Raw genomic sequence first — 15,987 nt, forward strand, 5'->3', positions numbered from 1 at the left:
ATCAACGGGAGGAAACCTGCATGAAAATGAAAACGTGGACAAGTCTCACCCTGTGGTTGCTTCTGATTGTCGTGGCCGGACCGGTTTGGGCAAAGGACAAAGTGCAGGTGGCCTTCATCGGTCCCCTGACCGGTGGGGTTTCCGCTATCGGCGTGGGGGGCAGGAACTCGGCCGATCTCGCGGTCCGGCTGAGAAACGCGGACCCGAAATCCAAATATGAGTATGAGCTGGTGGTCCTGGATGATGAGTGCAAACCCAACTCGGGCGTGCAGGTGGCCACCAAGGCGTCCGCAGACAAAAAGATCATCGCGGCTGCGGCGCACTATTGTTCTGTAGTAGCATTGGCCGGCGTGGACGTTTACCACAAATTCGGTTTACCCATAGTGGTCTGGGGTGCGGTTCATCCCGACATCACCTACGGAAACACCTACAAAGAGATTCACCGGATCAACGGCACGATGATCAATCAGAATGAGGTGGCCGCCAAATTCGTCAGGGAGCTCGGATACAAGACCTGGGTGAATCTTTATGATACCACCGATTACGGCAAGGGCATGAATGAGTACTTCTCCAAATACCTGACCGAAAACGGCGGAGAAATCCTCGGCAGTTTCGGCGTCACGGCCGATCAACAGGATTTTACGGCCGAATTGACCCAGGCCAAAAAACTCGACCCGGACGTTATCTGGTTCGGCGGCCTGACGCCGCTGGGTGTCAGGATCCGACTGCAAATGGAAAAACTGGGCATCACCAGCCAGTTTCAGAGTTGCTCAGGCATCATTTCCGATGCCTATGTCACCGGAACGGGCGACCTTGCCGAAGGGACCATCGCCTTCAGGGAAGGCGAGCCTGTCGAGAATCTCCCCGGCGGCCAATGGTTCATGGAAGAATACACCAAAGCGGGCTACGATGAAGCACCTGATGCCTTCGGTCCCTTTGCCTTCGCCGCCATGCACCTGATTCTGGATACCATCGAAGAGGTCGGACCGAACCGCAAGGCGGTGGTGAAACGCATGGAAAATATCAAGGAATATAAATCCATCGTCGGCTCAGTCACCTTCGACGACCATGGCCAGAACATCTCTCCGGCCATTACCAAGTACATCGTCCAGGACGGCAAGTGGGTGCCGTGGCAGAATTCCGAATATGCTTCCGGAAAACGCCAGCTGAAAAGACGCTGATCAACGCGGGTGAAGCGGCTTTCTGGTCCGCTTCACCCGTTTTGTCCCCTGTCCGCAAAACCGAGCGCGTGCTGACCCCGGCGGGTCGTCTGTTCTGCCCGATGCAGGGCTCTGATCAATGACTCCCCAGCGCGATCCTTTCGAGAGATTCCGACTGACACATGGATATGCCCCAATGGACATTGCCCTGATCGCTCAGCATACTGTAAACGGATTGATGCTGGGGTTGATTTATTCCCTGGTCGCCGTAGGGTTCACCCTTTTTTTCGGTGTGCTGGATGTCATCAAGTTTTCCCACGGCGATATGCTCACCTGGGGCGTTTTCACGGCCTTTTCGGTTTACCTCGGTCTTACGATGATCGGCCTGACCTCTCCTGCTTTCATGTTGGTGTCCGTCGCCCTGGTGGCCATGGCGGCCATCGGATTCCTGGGCGCCGTCATCGCCAAGGCGTTGATCCTTCCCCTCAAAGGTGCGCCGCCGCTGAACACCCTCCTGATCACCCTGATGTTGGGAACCGTTCTTCGAGAGTCGATCCGCCTGTTCTATCCGGACGGGGCCAATCCCAAGCACTTCCCGGCGCTTTTGCCCGACTGGAGCCATTCCTGGGGGCATTTCACATTGCGGTTCGACAATGTGCTCATGCTGATCACCGGCATTTTGATGATCGTGCTGGTACAGATGATCATCAAGCGCACCAAACTGGGGATGGCCATTCGTGCGGTCAGTCAGGACGAGGAAACCGCGAGGGTCATGGGAATCAACTTCAATATGGTGGTGTATGTCACCTTTGCCATCGGCTCCGCCCTGGCGGCTTTTGCCGGCGTCATCTATGTCTTGTACTACAACGAATTGAGCTTCAATATGGGGCTGCTGTTGGGAGCCATCGGTTTCAGCGCTGCCGCAGTGGGGGGGTTCGGCAATATCTACGGCGCCATTGTCGGGGGATTTCTCTTCGCCATGCTTCAATCCATTGGGGCTGCAGCGCTGCCTTTTGCCAGTGCCTACAAGGATGTGTTCGCCTTTGGCATGGTCATCGTCCTGATTGCCATCAAACCGACCGGCATTCTGGGCGAAAAAGAAACGGAAAGAGTATAAACAGATGCCCGAGCCGTCGAAAAAACCTTCTTCTTTTATCCCCTCTGCCGCAGCCGTCCTGTGCGGCGCTGTTTACATGGTGTTCTTTCTTTCGGGCGAGTCTCAGATGATGGTCTTCGGACTCCTTGTGGGGGCGGTTCTCGGATTAGCGGCGTTCAAGTATTGGCGAATCCTGGATGCCATCGGACAGAGCGCCAGGGACCACCAGGGCGCTTTTTCCATAGCTGTGGTGGTCGCAGTCGTTGCGGTATCCCTCTACTTCTACGATGACCCGTTTGTGCTTTTTCTCCTGGGTACGGTCCTGGTAAATGTGCTCACCTGTCTGGGCCTGAACATTCAATTCGGGTTCGTGGGCGTCATGAACTTTGCGGGGGCCTCTTTCTTCGGGGTCGGATGTTATACCGCCGCAGTTCTGACCGGACATACGGCGGTGCCCCACCTGCTGGTTATTTTGATGGGAGGCTTGATGGCGGCTCTCCTGGGCTTTGTCATCTTGATACCGGTTCTCAAGACCAGGGGCCATTACGCGGCGCTGGTGACGATTGCCTTTGCGCTGCTGTTCAAAACATTTCTGGAAGTCAACGACACCCTCGGTGGGCCTCAGGGGTTGAAGGCCGCCGGGCTGAACCTGTTCGGGTGGGACGTCGGTCAGGATATCGCTATCGGTTCTTTCGAAGGATCATTCTACCTGGGCTACATCGCCGTGATTCTGCTGCTGGTCGTTTTGGGGTTCATCATGGCGCGGCGCATGGAGGACTCCTGGGTCGGGCTCAACATGGATGCCGTGCGCCTGGACGAGACGGTGAGCGCCTGTTTCGGCCAGTCCATACCCCGGTGGAAGATTACAGCCTTTACCATCGGCAACTTCTACTGTGGGGTGGCGGGTGCTTTCTACGCCATGATGCTCGGGTACATCGCGCCCACCAACTTCACGTTCGGAGACTCGCTGATCCTTCTGTCCATCGTGATCCTGGGCGGACTGGGTTCCATGTGGGGAACGGTGGTCGCGACAGGCATCGTCATCATCATCCCAGAAAAGTTCCAGGTCCTGCAAGAGTATCGCTTTCTATTGTTTTCCGCCCTGGTAATCGCCATCCTGCTGTTTCGGCCCCAGGGCCTTCTGCCGCGCCCCCTGCGCAGCTACAGAACACTGAAATCGCTTCTCGGCAAAAGTTGAAACGAAGGATTTACATTGCATAACCCGTTGCTGAGCATCTCGAATCTCGGAAAAACCTTCGGCGGCGTGACCGCCCTGGTGGATCTAAACCTTTCCGTACAACGGAACCGGATCCTTGGCCTGATCGGACCCAACGGCTCAGGCAAGACCACTTTTTTCAATGTGGTCACCGGCATCTATCAGGCGACGTCCGGGAAGGTGGTGTTCGAAAATAAAGAGATCACCAACTTTTCTCCTCAGAAAGTCTACCGGACCGGAGTAGCGCGTACATTTCAGCGCTCACGCCTGCTTTTACCCTTGAGCATTCTGGACAACATCATACTAGGAGATCACAGCCAACTTGAAAACGGCCTCTTTTTCAACCTTTTCAGAAGGCGGGCCCTGGCGGCCCAGTGCCGACAGCTCCTGGACAAATCCAAGGAGCTGATTACCATTTTCGATCCCGATCTGGCGGATCGCATCTTCGAGCCCGTGGTCAATCTGCCCATGATATCGCGCCGCCGCATCGAAATCTGTCGTGCCCTGATCTCCAATCCGAAACTACTGCTACTGGATGAACCCTCGGCCGGAATGACCCATGAAGAAACCCACCGGCTGATCGACGATATCCTTCATATCAAAGAGAAAATCGAGGATCTGACCATCATCATCATCGAACACGAGATGTCCGTCATGGAACGCATTACCGATCGCTGCGCGGTGCTCAATTTCGGTCAGAAAATTTGCGAGGGAACCTACCAGCAGGTTGCCTCCGATCCCGAGGTCCAGCAGGCCTACCTGGGGGTGGATTGATGGGAAAAAGCCTATCCGCATTGAGCGTTCGGGGGATTTATACCGCATATGACCGGGCCGATGTCATTGAAAACCTTTCCCTCGAGGTTCCCGAGGGTTCGATTACCTGCCTTCTGGGAAACAACGGGTCGGGAAAGACCACCGTCATCCGGTCCATCCTGGGACTGACACCTCCCCGGGCCGGGCATATTTTCTTCCACGGCACCGATATCACGCACCTGCCCACCCACAAAATCGTGCGTCAGGGGCTGGCCTCTATTCCCGAAGGCCGCAAGGTCTTTCCCGGGTTGACCGTGGAAGAGAATCTGCGCTTGGGGGGATATCAGGAAGACGATAAGGAGGTGCTGCTGACGCGTCTGCGAAAAGTTTATGAGCTTTTTCCCCGTCTTGAGCAACGCGCGACCCAGCTCGCCGGCACCATGTCGGGGGGAGAACAGGCCATGGTATCCATCGGTCGCGGTCTGATGGGTGCGCCGAAACTGCTGATCATCGACGAGCCCTCCCTTGGGCTTTCGCCCTTGCTGGTGAAGGAGAACTTCCGTATCATTGAGGACATTAGAAAGCAGAATATCACGGTTTTTCTGGTGGAACAGAACGTGCGGCAGACATTGGCCATTTCAGACTACGGGTACGTGCTCTCCAAAGGCAGGGTCGTGGCCCAAGGCGATGCCAAAACCCTTCGCGACAATATAGAGGTTCAGCAGGCCTATTTCGGATAACATACTTGCAACCAGACACGGCCGCCGGTTGGCCGCAGCATCAACCGTATTCCGATAAGATCAAGTCATGAACAGTGAAACCATCCGCTGAGGGAAGAAAATATGACACCTATACCCGATCCGGTCGAGCTGACCCAGATCCTTGTCCGCATGGATACCATCAATCCACCCGGAAACGAAGAGCCTGCAGCACGCCTTCTCGGCCGGCTTCTGGAAGAAGCGGGACTCCAGGTCTCATATCCCCGTTTGGGTGAAAACAGGACGGGTCTCATTGCCGTCGTTCCCGGAAGCACCTCGAAATTGCCCCTGGTTTTCACAGGTCATTTGGATACCGTACCCATAGGCGATATGCCATGGGACAGCCCGCCTCACGATGCCGAGATCAAGAACGGACGCATTTGGGGAAGGGGCGCCAGCGACATGAAAAGCGGCGTCGCGGCCATGGCCGTCACGGCCCTTCATCTATCTGAAGCACCCAGAGGACGGGGCGGCGCAGTTTTCGTATTCACCGCAGGGGAGGAAACCGGCTGCGAGGGCGCCTTGCAGATGGAGAAAAGCGGTGCTCTGCCAAGCGAGGCTGGTGCACTTGTGGTGGCGGAACCCACCGGCAACCGACCTTTTCTAGGCCATAAAGGCGCCCTGTGGCTGGAATGTAGGGCAAGGGGCAAATCAGCGCATGGCTCCATGCCGGATCTTGGCGAAAATGCCATCTACAAGGCTGCACGGGCCGCGGCCAGCCTCGAGCATTTCTTTTCCTCGGCGCCGGCCCACCCTCAACTGGGCAAGCCCACATTGAATGTGGGAACCTTCGTCGGCGGCTCCAAGATTAACATGGTGCCCGATTCGGCCAGGTTTCGAGTCGATCTCCGCAGCGTCCCGGGCATAGAACACCCGCGTCTTCTTGAGGACATCAAGCGACACATTGGCTCGGATATTGAGGTGGAGCGCCTGATCGACCTGCCGGGAATATTAACATCGGCGGCCGATCCCTGGATCGCCCGTATTTTTGAAATTTTGGAGAAGCTTCAAGGCCATAGGCCGGATCCGGGCTATGTCAATTATTTCACAGATGCTTCTGTCCTGACGTCCGCACTGAAAAACCCGCCCACTCTGATTTTTGGTCCGGGCGAACCGTTTCAGGCCCATCAGACCAATGAATACTGCGATCTCGAAAAGATTCTTCACTCCGTGGCATTTTATCGGGCGATTGCTGAAGACTGGCTTGCGTCATGAGTTTGCAGGCATCGATACGCGAAGCTTTCTCTGTTACTTGGGGGGAAACGAGGCCGGATCGATCACATACCAGACATTTTTGACCCCCTGCCCGAAAGTGTCTCCAGGATCTTTGTCCTTAAAGAAGTAATACAGCGGAAAAGACCGAAACGTTGTTTGTTTTCTGCCGTCGGCGCGGGTGATCGTCCCAAAGTCACTGGTATCGACGCCCGGAGGGGCGGCGATACCCTCACGAAAATAGACCGGCCATTTTTCAAGGCAGTCGCCTGTGCAGGCGCTTTGGTTTTTACCGTCCATTTTGAACCAGTACAGGGTCATTCCCTTGGCATCCGTCAGATATTGGCCAATGCCGTCCCTGGCAGCTATTTTTACGGCATGATGGTCGGCTGCGGCTGGACCGGCCGAAGCTGACAGCAGGATGATGCCCAACAGGATGAGGATTATTTTTTTCATAGGTTTCTCCTTTCGGTCCGAGGTGGCGGCGAATCGGTCACGAGCCTCGGTTTTTGATGACGCTTGGGCTTTTTAGGAATATATACGCAGGACAGCCCCTTTTGGATGTATTCCCACCTCCTATTTTTTCAAAAACAGCTGAATCAGGAGGCCTTTTGATGACACGCCAAAACCGTTCCGAGGCCGAATTGATGACCTTGATCGCCCAAGGTGATGAGCAGGCCTTCGAGGACCTATATGACTGTTATAAGGACATTATCTTCGGTCTTGCGCTGCATATCGTCGACGACCACTCGGTGGCTGAAGATGTGCTGATCGATGTCTTCTCGCAAATCTGGCGGCACGCCGGCGCTTTTGACGCCGGTAGGGCATCGGTCAAAACCTGGATGACACGCGTCGCACGTAACCGCGCCATTGACGAACTGCGTCGTCAACGCATCCGATCCGTCCCGAAAGTTCCAGAATGGGCGGACCTTCAGTCGGCCGATTCAGAAGATCCAGATCATGTGGCGGCCCACCTCGAACTCGAAGAGATGCAGCTCCAGGTGCGGGCGGCAATTGCATCCTTGCCGACCGATCAACAGGAAGCTTTGTCTTTGGCGTATTTTAAAGGGTATTCACACCGCATGATCTCTGACATGCTCAACCGGCCGCTGGGGACGGTGAAAACGCAAATCCGCAGTGCAATGCAGCACTTGCGCGCAGTCTTGAATCGAAAAATTTGACATCCAAAACCGCACCCGCTGCGTACAATTATGAGAAGCGTCAACACGACAAAAGGAATTAGGAATGAGCAACCACCATCCGGTTGATTTACTGCCGGCATATGCTCTGGGATCTCTGGAAGACAGGGAACGCGAAATAGTCCTTCACCACCTGAGGGCTTGTACGGACTGCCGGGAAAAGTTGATCCTCTTTCAAAATACCGCCGACCAGTTGGCGTTCGGATCCCCGCCGGTCCGCCCGCCGGAAAGCATAAGGCGCCGGTTGTTGGCACACTTGGGTGTGGAGCGCTCCACTCCAAGATCGGTCAGCTGGCTGCAAAGAAGGGTCGCCGCCTGGCCTCGAGCGATGACGGCCAGCGCCCTGTCAGGTCTCATTTTTGTCATTGTTCTGGGCCTGTCCACCTTGCTCTTGTGGCAGCGGATCGATCGTAGCGCAATTATCGATTTGGACGATGTCAGGTTGGAAGATGTCAGGCAGGTTTGGCTGCAGGCCACCGCAGAGGCGACCGGCGCGAGCGGGATCCTTGTTTTTAGCCCGGACAAATCCCGGGCTCTGCTGATGGTTGACGCCTTGAAGCCGCTTCAGCCGCAGTACCAGTATCAACTTTGGTTGATAAAAAATGGCCGCCGAGTCAGCGGGGGCGTATTTTCCGTCTCTGACGAGGGTATGGCCGGAATAGTGGTTGCAGCCGATCGTCCGTTAACAGATTTCGATGGCCTGGGGGTCACAGTCGAGCCTTTTGGCGGCAGTCCAGAGCCGACCGGCAAGAAAATGCTGGGTGCAAAAATTAAGTTGTAAGCTGATAATATATGCTTATTCAGGCGGAATGGATGCCGGTCGGTCGAGGGGTTCAATCAGCCGTTCGGATCTTAGGCGAAAAACACCCCAACTCAAGGAGGGTGATGATGAAAACGAACAACTTGCATTACAACCCGGTTACACCAGATATCGTCACTGCACTCATGAAGATATGCGGCCAGGGGGCTGTCCTATTTGGAGATGCCAGGCAACTTGAGAGGTTTTCCCACGATGCGGTGGCTGAAAGACAATTCGCTCATCCCCCCGAGGTGGTGGTTTCACCATCCACAACAGAGCAGGTGGCCGCCATTATGCGACTTGCCAATGAAATGCGCATACCGGTGACCCCGCGGGCGGGCGGCAGCGGTTTGTCAGGCGGTGCCATCCCGATCTTCGGCGGTATTGTTCTATGCGTTGATCGCATGAACCGAATTCTTGAGATTGACGGCGCCAATCTCATGGCTGTCGTTGAACCCGGTGTGGTCACCAATCACCTGGATGCTGCTCTGAAAGAGGCCGGCCTCTTTTTCCCTGGTTATCCGATGAGCGAGGAGATCTGTTTCATCGCCGGGAACGTTTCCGAAAACGCCGGGGGAGGCCGCGCCGTGAAATATGGCGTGACTGGACGCTACATTCACGGCTTGGAAATTGTCACGCCGATCGGGGAAATCTTCCAGGCAGGCGGCAAACGGGTCAAGGACGTCACCGGCTACGATCTGATCCAACTGATGGTCGGTTCCGAAGGCACATTAGGCATATTTACCAAAATTTTCATTCGACTGCTGCCTAGACCCACCCACCGAAAAGGATTACTGGTGCTGATCGACAATGTGAAAAGCGCCGTTGAAATGATTTCCCAGGTGATGCTCAAAGGGCGCCTGATACCTTCCGCCGTCGAGTTCATGGATGGCGTTTGCTTTTCGCTCGCCGCCCGTGAGTTGAAGCACGACTTTCCATATGAACGCACGCGGGCTGCGTTGCTGTTCGAGGTGGACGGCAGACACCCGAACGAAGTAGCGCGTGAGGCGGAAATTATCGAAACCCTGTGCAGGGGAAAGCATGTCGTGGGTTTGTATCCGGCCGACAGCGAATCTCAACTGGAATCGTTCTGGAAGATCCGCAAACGCGTCATATGGGCACTAAGGCGCCGCTTTCCACGAGAGAGCGTAGAAGATATCTCACTTCCCATAGCGGCGCTCCCCGATATCTTAACCGAACTGGAACATATTGGAGAAAGGTATCATGTCCATATACCGGTCTATGGCCATGCGGCGGATGGCAATCTGCACGCCACGCCGGTAAAGAGCCCGCAGCAATCCGATTCCCATTGGGATTCGATGCTGCCGCATCTTCTCGCTGACATCTACCGGGCTGTGGCACGTCTCGGGGGAACAATCAGCGGGGAACATGGCATCGGACACAAACGAAGGGATTTTCTCGACCTGGTGATGAGTCCGACGCAGATCAACATGATGCGGGCCATAAAAAAGGCGATCGACCCGAACAACATCCTCAATCCGGGGAAGATCGTCAACGTGTGATACCGCTGCAGAAAAGCACCCCCAATTCATTACGCCATTCGTTAGGCCTGGCCCGGGTATAATGAATGGCATTCAGATAGAGTCGTTGATCCCGATCCCTGCAACTTGCCATCGTCTGTGGTCAACACTATTGTAACGTCATGCCCGAGACAAAGGAGCCGCTCCTGCCGCGAACGGAGATCACACCACCCGAGAAAGTGACCTTCCTGTCCATTCTGGATTATGACGGCCGCCACGCCGAAAGCCTGATCGCCGAAGCCGTGCTGGCCATCGAGATGGGCACGCTGGCGGAAGACCTTGCCCTGACCCTCCATCCACATCCCACGCTGTCGGAAACCGAATCGGAAGCAGCCGAACTTTTTCTGGGGAACGCCACCCACCTGGCGGCTGCCATGCGCGGGTAGATCCATCCGGCCGAACAGACCCGCCTGGGTGGCCCCGGACTCTGGACATCTTTTCTCCATGAAAAACCGTTGCGACGATTGTAACGATAACCGGTTCATGGCCAGGGAGGAGGCCTACCGGCAGATGGCTCACGACGACTCACTCCCGGGGGCCGTGCCGGACCTGATCGAACTTTGACAATGCGCCGCCTTATGCTAAGCTACCTTCTTCGCAATGGATGCCGGCGGGCTTGGCAGTGCGATCTTCGAACTGATCTGCATGAGGGTGCGAGCCCGGCACGTCCAGAGTGGCAGACATCGAACGAATGCATCAACAATGGAGGACTTACGATGTTCGTCAATGGAAAATGGGTCAACGCAGAAAGTGGTCGTACGTTTCCATCGGTCAACCCCGCATCTGGCGACATCATCGCACAGGTGCCGGCGGGGGACGCCAATGACGCGGCCAAGGCTATCGAAGCTGCGGCCGACGCCTTTCCCCACTGGGCGGCTCAGACCGCTTACCAACGCTCTCAGTTCCTGTACCGGGCCCATGCCCTGATGATGGAGAAGTTGGACCATCTGGCGGCAGTGATGACCGAGGAGCAGGGAAAGCCGCTCCAGGCCGCGCGTAACGAGGTCAAATATGGGGCCGACTTTCTGCTGTGGTATGCGGAGGAGGCCAAGCGGATCTACGGCCAGACGATTCCCTCGTCCAGGGCGGACCAGCGTTTCATGGTGCTGCGTCAGCCGGTCGGGGTAGTCGGCGCCATCACCCCGTGGAATTATCCCATTTCCATGATCACCCGCAAGGTCGCACCGGCGCTGGCGGCAGGGTGCACCATCGTTCTCAAACCCGCCGAAGCCACGCCCTTGTGCGCCAAGGCGGTCTTCGAGATTTTCGAGGCCGCCGGCATGCCCTCCGGCGTCGTCAACCTGGTGACGGCACAGGCGCCGAGTCCCATCGGCGACACGTTCCTGAAAGATCCCAGAATCCGCAAGCTGACCTTTACCGGATCGACCGAGGTGGGCAAAATGCTGGCCCGGGAAGCGGCGGCCCAGATGAAACGGGTCTCTCTGGAGCTCGGCGGCCACGCTCCCTTTATCGTGTGCCGCGATGCGGACCCGGTGCATGCGGCCAAGGGACTGGCGCTGGTCAAGTATCTCAACACCGGTCAGGCGTGCATCAGCCCCAATCGCATTTACGTGCATGCCGATATCATCGATCCCTTTATCGGTGAGTTGACCCAGCGCGTCTCTGCCATGAAAGCCGGCTCGGGCTTTGATAAGAGCGTGCGCATCGGTCCGCTGGTCAACGATGCGGCCCTGGAGAAGGTCGATCGACAAGTCCAGGATGCGATCGCCAGGGGCGCCGGACTGATCGCCGGCGGCCGACGGTTGACGGAAAACGGTCTGGAGCGGGGATTCTTTTATGCGCCGACCATTCTCAGCGGCGTGACCCCCGATATGACCATCTATCGGGAGGAGACCTTCGGTCCGGTGGCCCCCATCATTTCCTACAACGACGAGGACGACCTGCTGGCCATGGCCAACGACACCCGCTACGGGCTGGCTTCGTATGTCTACACCCGTGATTTGAAAACCGCTTTTACCCTGTTCGAAGGCCTGCATTTCGGCATCGTCGGCATCAACGACATCAATCCGACCTCCGCCGCGGCGCCTTTCGGCGGCATGAAAGAGAGCGGGCTGGGCCGCGAGGGCGGCATCGAGGGCATCGAGGAGTATCTGGAGACCAAGCTGGGCGGATTCTCAATTTGAACATTCCCACGTTATCACCACATTCTATCGGAGAAAAACAGCTATGGCACCCAGCGCGCTGAACGGCGTTAAGATCATCGAATTCTGCACCACTATCAGCGGTGCCTATTGCAGCAAATTGATGGCCGACCTCGGGGCGGAAGTGATCAAGATAGAGCCGCCGGTGACCGGAGACGAAGCGAGAAGAAGGCCGCCTTTCCAGAACGATGACCCGGACCCCGAAAAATCAGGGCTCTTTTTGTATATCAACACCAACAAGTTCGGCATCACCCTCGATCCGTCGAAGCCCAAAGGTAAAGAGATCTTTGAGCGGCTGGTCCGCCAGGCGGACATCCTGATCGAAGATCACCGACCCGGCGAGATGGAAGCGATGGGGCTTGGGTATGAAACATTGAAAAAAACCAATCCCGGTCTCATCATGATGGCCATTACGCCATTTGGGCAAACAGGCCCCTGCAAGGACTATAAAGCCTACCAGCTGAACATCTCGCACATGAGCGGGCAAGGTTATCTGCTGCCGCTGGTGGCGCCGGACCTGGATCGTCCGCCGGTGCAAATCGGGGGCAACAGCGGCAACTTCGATGCCGGGCTGACGGCTTCCCTTGCGGTCATGGCCGCCCTGTTCTGGCGGGGAGCGTCCGGCAAAGGGCAATACATCGGCATGTCGAAAATGGAAGCCCTGATCGCCATGCAGCGTGTGGAAAGCGTGACGTTTCCCAACAGCGGCATCAATATGAGTCGCAAGGGGGAATCTCTGCGAATGAGCGGCAACGGAATATTTCCGTGCAAGGATGGATTCGTCTCCATCGTGACGCCCGAAGAGCACCAGTGGCAAAACTTCATGAAACTGATCGGCGATCCCCCATGGTCCAAGGAGCCCTGGTGTCAAAACCGATTTGAGCGCGGCAACCATGCGGAGAAAATCAACGCCTATATCCTGGAGTGGATGAAGGACAAACCCAAGGAGGAGATCTTCAGAAAAGGCCAGGCGTTCAGCGTGCCGGTGGCACAGGTCAACACGGCCGAAGACGTGGTGTGCTCGCCCCATTTCAATGCCAGGGGGTTTTTCGTGGAAATCGACCATCCGGTGATGGGAAAACTGGAGAAATTCCCATCTTCTCCCTACCGGTTCTCCAAAACGCCATGGGCGGTCGCAAGACCGGCCCCACGCCTGGGAGAGCATAACGAGATGATCTTTCAGGAAAAACTCGGCTACACCACCGAAGATCTGAAAATTTTTAAAGATGCGGGAATCCTATGACAACAAGACAAAAAGGGGAACTCATGGACAATAGCGGCCCCTTGACGGGTATCCGGGTCGTTGAATTCACATCGGCCTGGGCCGGTCCTTACGCCACCTGTCTGCTCGGCTTTCTGGGCGCCGAAGTGATCAAGGTGGAAAGCCGGCAGCGACCGGACCATTCCAGGATCATCTCTTTTACGACGGGCAAGGCATTTCAAACCCTCGATGAATCGGAAGTCTTCAACAATTTGAATCTGAACAAGCGCAGCGTCTGCCTGAACCTGAAAATGCCCGAAGCGGTGGAGATCGCCAGAAACCTCATCCAGGTCAGCGATGTGGTCATGGAAAATATGCGGCCGGGTGTGGTGCCGCGTCTCGGCCTGGGGTATGAGGAGGCCCGAGCGATCAAGCCGGACATTATCTACATCTCTTCTTCGGCGTGCGGCCAGACAGGACCGGACAGGGAGTATATCGGCTATGCACCGACCTTTGCCGCCCTGGCCGGATTACCCCATGTGACCGGCTATCCTGATTGGCCGCCGAGCAACTTTCTCGGCTCCATCGATTTGAGAAGCGCGTGCACATCGGCCTTCGCCATCCTGGCCGCGCTCTATTATCATCAGCAGACCGGAGAGGGACAGTATATCGATCTGGCCTCCCAGGAGGCCATCGCCACCTATGCCGGCGATATCTTCCTGGACTATGTGATGAACGGGCGGGTTCCCATGCGCCAGGGGAACCAAAACGCCGTCATGGCGCCGCATAACTGCTACCGCTGTAAGGGCGAAGATAAATGGATCAGCATTGCGGTGGCCACCCAGGCGGAGTGGGAAAACCTGTGCCGCGCGATGGGCCGAAGCGACCTCATCGACGATCCCCGGTTTGCCGACAATGCCCGTCGCAAGACGAACGAGGCCGAACTGGACGCCATCATGTCCGCCTGGACCGGGGACAAGGATCCCTATGACGTGATGGGCATGCTGCAACATGCCGGTGTCGCCGCCACGCCGTCCATGTCCAGCGAGGCGCTTTTCAACGATCCTCACCTGAAAGAGAGAAAGGTCTTTCGGCAGGTCGATCATCCCGTCATCGGTAAAAACTGGGTCATTGCACCGCCTTGGCAATTCTCCGAGACGCCGGCGGCCATCCGTTCGTGCGGTCCCAGGATAGGGGAGCACACCGAAGAAATCTTCAGGGACTATCTGGGGATGTCATCGGATGAAATCGACAAGTTGAAAAAAGATAAGGTCATATTCTGATCTGCATCTTCTGATTTTTTAATCCGCCCATATTCGCGGTTTTCTGCCGGCCCATGGCCGCGCCGCTTCCAGTTGCGCCGCCAGTTGGAACAGTCTCTCTTCACGGCCGAACGGGGCGATGAAGTGCGTGCCGCAGGGAAGGCCGTCCGGGGTCCAGTGCAGGGGGACGGTCATGGCCGGCAGGCCGCAAAGGTTGGCCACCTGGGTGAAAGGCGTGCGTTCGAGGCTCTTGCCGGCCAACTGGTCGACGATTCCCGTGGCTTTAAGCAGCCGTCCAATCTCCAACGTATTGACCACTTTCATCAAAGCTTTTTCGACCGGCGACGGTTGTAATGCACCGATCTTGGCCGGAAGATTCGCTGTGGTGGGTGTCATGTACAAGTCATAAGCCTGGAAGAACGCTCCCATCTGTCTTGCAGAGCGGTCCCACGCCCGCATGGCCGCAACGAATTCTCCTGCCGAAACGGCCCGCCCCAGAAGCCCCAGCGTGTAAGTCGTCGGCTCGACGTCCGAGACCGTGACTTTTCTTCCCAGCACTGCCCGCATCTCTTCCAGGTCGGCGGCCACTTCACCGAAATTCATGGTCAGGTAGCCTTTGGCAACCGCTTTGCCGTCCACGCCCGTCTGTTTTTCTTCGACGCGATGCCCCAATTCTTCGAGCAATTTGGCCGTTTCGACAACGGCCTTGACGCATTCGGGATGAACGTATGCCCCGATGGGTGAGGTCACGCTGAAGCCGATGGTCAGCTTCCCCGGAGGGGTTCCAATCGCTTCGAGATAGGATCCCGAAGGCGGACTGATTTCGTAGGGAGCGCCCGTATCCGGACCTTGGGTGGCGTCCAGGGCGGCGGCGCTGTCGCGCACGGACCGGGTGATGACGTGTTCTTGTACAGCTCCCTGCCACGACCACCCGTTGCGTGGGCCGCTGGGGTTCCGGCCGCGTGAGGGTTTCAGGCCGAAAAGGCCGCAGTAGGAAGCCGGTATCCGAATGCTGCCGCCGCCATCGCCGCCGGCCGCCATGGGCACCATGCCTGCCGCCACGGCCGCTGCGGATCCCCCGCTCGAACCGCCGGGCGTGTAATCGGTGTGCCAGGGATTGCGGCAGGCTCCGAATACCTCCGGCTCCGTGACACCCATCAGGCCCAATTCAGGCGTGTTGGTCTTGCCCAGGATGACCAGACCCGCTTTTTTAAACCGCTTCACCATTTCAGCGTCGTAATCGGGCACGAAATTTCTGTAGGCCTTGGAGCCGCCGGTCATCGGGACGCCTGCATAGGCGGCCAGCAGGTCCTTCAACAAAAATGGAACGCCAACGAAAGGCCCGTCGGGTAAGGGCCGGGCTGCCGCGCTGCGCCCGGCATCGAACATAGGTGTCACCACGGCGTTCAGTTTCGGATTCACCTCCTCGATACGTTCAATCGCCGCCTCACAAAGTTCACTCGCGGTGACATCGCCCCTTTTCACCAGTTCCGCCAAGCCCATCGCATCATATTGGCCATATTCCTTAAAACCGCCCATTGAGCTCTCCTTTTCTGTGAATGGGTCAAATCAGGGTTCGAACTGAATACCAGCCAGCAAATTCGGTCCGGGTGGAACAGGTGCCGATG

Annotated in this window: 15 protein-coding genes; 13 read left to right on the top strand and 2 right to left on the bottom strand. The window is 56.8% G+C overall.

All coding sequences use genetic code 11. The annotated features are described in order from the left end of the window. Window positions 1–20 precede the first annotated feature (20 nt). From DFT_RS20315 to DFT_RS20340, 6 genes are all read left to right on the top strand, one after another. Window positions 21–1,181: a branched-chain amino acid ABC transporter substrate-binding protein gene (locus DFT_RS20315; RefSeq protein ID WP_054033074.1), complete on the top strand. Its 1,161-nt coding sequence runs from the start codon at window positions 21–23 to the stop codon at window positions 1,179–1,181. Window positions 1,182–1,356: 175 nt separating this feature from the next. Continuing rightward, entirely contained in the window at window positions 1,357–2,277 is a 921-nt protein-coding gene (locus tag DFT_RS20320) for a branched-chain amino acid ABC transporter permease (RefSeq protein WP_200907118.1), read from the top strand. Between the two features lie 4 nt (window positions 2,278–2,281). Further along, the gene (locus DFT_RS20325) at window positions 2,282–3,454 is read left to right on the top strand and encodes a branched-chain amino acid ABC transporter permease (RefSeq protein ID WP_083453675.1); all 1,173 of its coding nucleotides are present in this window, start codon (window positions 2,282–2,284) and stop codon (window positions 3,452–3,454) included. Window positions 3,455–3,469: 15 nt separating this feature from the next. After that, window positions 3,470–4,246, top strand: a complete 777-nt coding sequence (locus DFT_RS20330; protein ID WP_054033075.1) for an ABC transporter ATP-binding protein — start codon at window positions 3,470–3,472, stop codon at window positions 4,244–4,246. After that, window positions 4,246–4,965 carry an ABC transporter ATP-binding protein gene (locus DFT_RS20335; RefSeq protein ID WP_054033076.1) on the top strand — a complete coding sequence of 240 codons (720 nt, stop codon included), beginning with the start codon at window positions 4,246–4,248 and terminating at the stop codon, window positions 4,963–4,965. The genes DFT_RS20330 and DFT_RS20335 overlap by 1 nt, the downstream gene beginning before the upstream one ends. A 102-nt stretch (window positions 4,966–5,067) precedes the next feature. Next, entirely contained in the window at window positions 5,068–6,198 is a 1,131-nt protein-coding gene (locus tag DFT_RS20340) for a M20 family metallopeptidase (protein ID WP_054033077.1), read from the top strand. A 33-nt stretch (window positions 6,199–6,231) separates the two neighbouring features. Here DFT_RS20340 and DFT_RS20345 read toward each other — a convergent pair whose 3' ends face one another. Continuing rightward, the gene (locus DFT_RS20345) at window positions 6,232–6,651 is read right to left on the bottom strand and encodes a COG4315 family predicted lipoprotein (RefSeq protein ID WP_054033078.1); all 420 of its coding nucleotides are present in this window, start codon (window positions 6,649–6,651) and stop codon (window positions 6,232–6,234) included. A gap of 158 nt (window positions 6,652–6,809) precedes the next feature. Here DFT_RS20345 and DFT_RS20350 point away from each other — a divergent pair, with 158 nt between their 5' ends. The 7 genes from DFT_RS20350 (at window position 6,810) to DFT_RS20380 (ending at window position 14,380) form a co-directional block, all read left to right on the top strand. Further along, a complete protein-coding gene (locus DFT_RS20350; RefSeq protein ID WP_054033079.1) occupies window positions 6,810–7,376 on the top strand; it encodes an RNA polymerase sigma factor in 567 nt (188 codons plus the stop codon). Window positions 7,377–7,440: 64 nt separating this feature from the next. Next, entirely contained in the window at window positions 7,441–8,175 is a 735-nt protein-coding gene (locus DFT_RS20355) for an anti-sigma factor (RefSeq protein ID WP_054033080.1), read from the top strand. Between the two features lie 107 nt (window positions 8,176–8,282). Then, window positions 8,283–9,716: an FAD-binding oxidoreductase gene (locus tag DFT_RS20360; protein WP_054033081.1), complete on the top strand. Its 1,434-nt coding sequence runs from the start codon at window positions 8,283–8,285 to the stop codon at window positions 9,714–9,716. Between the two features lie 140 nt (window positions 9,717–9,856). Next, complete coding sequence (locus DFT_RS20365) at window positions 9,857–10,120, top strand: oxidoreductase dimerization domain-containing protein (protein ID WP_054033082.1); 264 nt, start codon at window positions 9,857–9,859, stop codon at window positions 10,118–10,120. 330 nt (window positions 10,121–10,450) lie between these two features. Then, entirely contained in the window at window positions 10,451–11,878 is a 1,428-nt protein-coding gene (locus tag DFT_RS20370) for an NAD-dependent succinate-semialdehyde dehydrogenase (protein ID WP_054033083.1), read from the top strand. A 43-nt stretch (window positions 11,879–11,921) separates the two neighbouring features. Beyond that, entirely contained in the window at window positions 11,922–13,139 is a 1,218-nt protein-coding gene (locus DFT_RS20375; protein ID WP_054033084.1) for a CaiB/BaiF CoA transferase family protein, read from the top strand. Window positions 13,140–13,162: 23 nt separating this feature from the next. Then, a complete protein-coding gene (locus DFT_RS20380; protein ID WP_054033085.1) occupies window positions 13,163–14,380 on the top strand; it encodes a CaiB/BaiF CoA transferase family protein in 1,218 nt (405 codons plus the stop codon). Between the two features lie 18 nt (window positions 14,381–14,398). On the opposite strand, the gene DFT_RS20385 is transcribed toward DFT_RS20380, so the two are convergent. Then, on the bottom strand, window positions 14,399–15,898 hold the full coding sequence (locus tag DFT_RS20385) for an amidase (RefSeq protein WP_054033086.1): 1,500 nt from the start codon (window positions 15,896–15,898) through the stop codon (window positions 14,399–14,401). Window positions 15,899–15,987 lie beyond the last annotated feature (89 nt).

It is taken from the genome of Desulfatitalea tepidiphila (genome assembly GCF_001293685.1).
Lineage (GTDB): Bacteria > Desulfobacterota > Desulfobacteria > Desulfobacterales > Desulfosarcinaceae > Desulfatitalea > Desulfatitalea tepidiphila.

Coding starts and splice junctions, on each gene's coding strand:
- DFT_RS20315 (WP_054033074.1), top strand. CDS start 21: ATGAAAATGAAAACGTGGACAAGTCTCACCCTGTGGTTGCTTCTGATT.
- DFT_RS20320 (WP_200907118.1), top strand. CDS start 1,357: ATGGACATTGCCCTGATCGCTCAGCATACTGTAAACGGATTGATGCTG.
- DFT_RS20325 (WP_083453675.1), top strand. CDS start 2,282: ATGCCCGAGCCGTCGAAAAAACCTTCTTCTTTTATCCCCTCTGCCGCA.
- DFT_RS20335 (WP_054033076.1), top strand. CDS start 4,246: ATGGGAAAAAGCCTATCCGCATTGAGCGTTCGGGGGATTTATACCGCA.
- DFT_RS20340 (WP_054033077.1), top strand. CDS start 5,068: ATGACACCTATACCCGATCCGGTCGAGCTGACCCAGATCCTTGTCCGC.
- DFT_RS20345 (WP_054033078.1), bottom strand. CDS start 6,651: ATGAAAAAAATAATCCTCATCCTGTTGGGCATCATCCTGCTGTCAGCT.
- DFT_RS20350 (WP_054033079.1), top strand. CDS start 6,810: ATGACACGCCAAAACCGTTCCGAGGCCGAATTGATGACCTTGATCGCC.
- DFT_RS20355 (WP_054033080.1), top strand. CDS start 7,441: ATGAGCAACCACCATCCGGTTGATTTACTGCCGGCATATGCTCTGGGA.
- DFT_RS20360 (WP_054033081.1), top strand. CDS start 8,283: ATGAAAACGAACAACTTGCATTACAACCCGGTTACACCAGATATCGTC.
- DFT_RS20365 (WP_054033082.1), top strand. CDS start 9,857: ATGCCCGAGACAAAGGAGCCGCTCCTGCCGCGAACGGAGATCACACCA.
- DFT_RS20370 (WP_054033083.1), top strand. CDS start 10,451: ATGTTCGTCAATGGAAAATGGGTCAACGCAGAAAGTGGTCGTACGTTT.
- DFT_RS20375 (WP_054033084.1), top strand. CDS start 11,922: ATGGCACCCAGCGCGCTGAACGGCGTTAAGATCATCGAATTCTGCACC.
- DFT_RS20380 (WP_054033085.1), top strand. CDS start 13,163: ATGGACAATAGCGGCCCCTTGACGGGTATCCGGGTCGTTGAATTCACA.
- DFT_RS20385 (WP_054033086.1), bottom strand. CDS start 15,898: ATGGGCGGTTTTAAGGAATATGGCCAATATGATGCGATGGGCTTGGCG.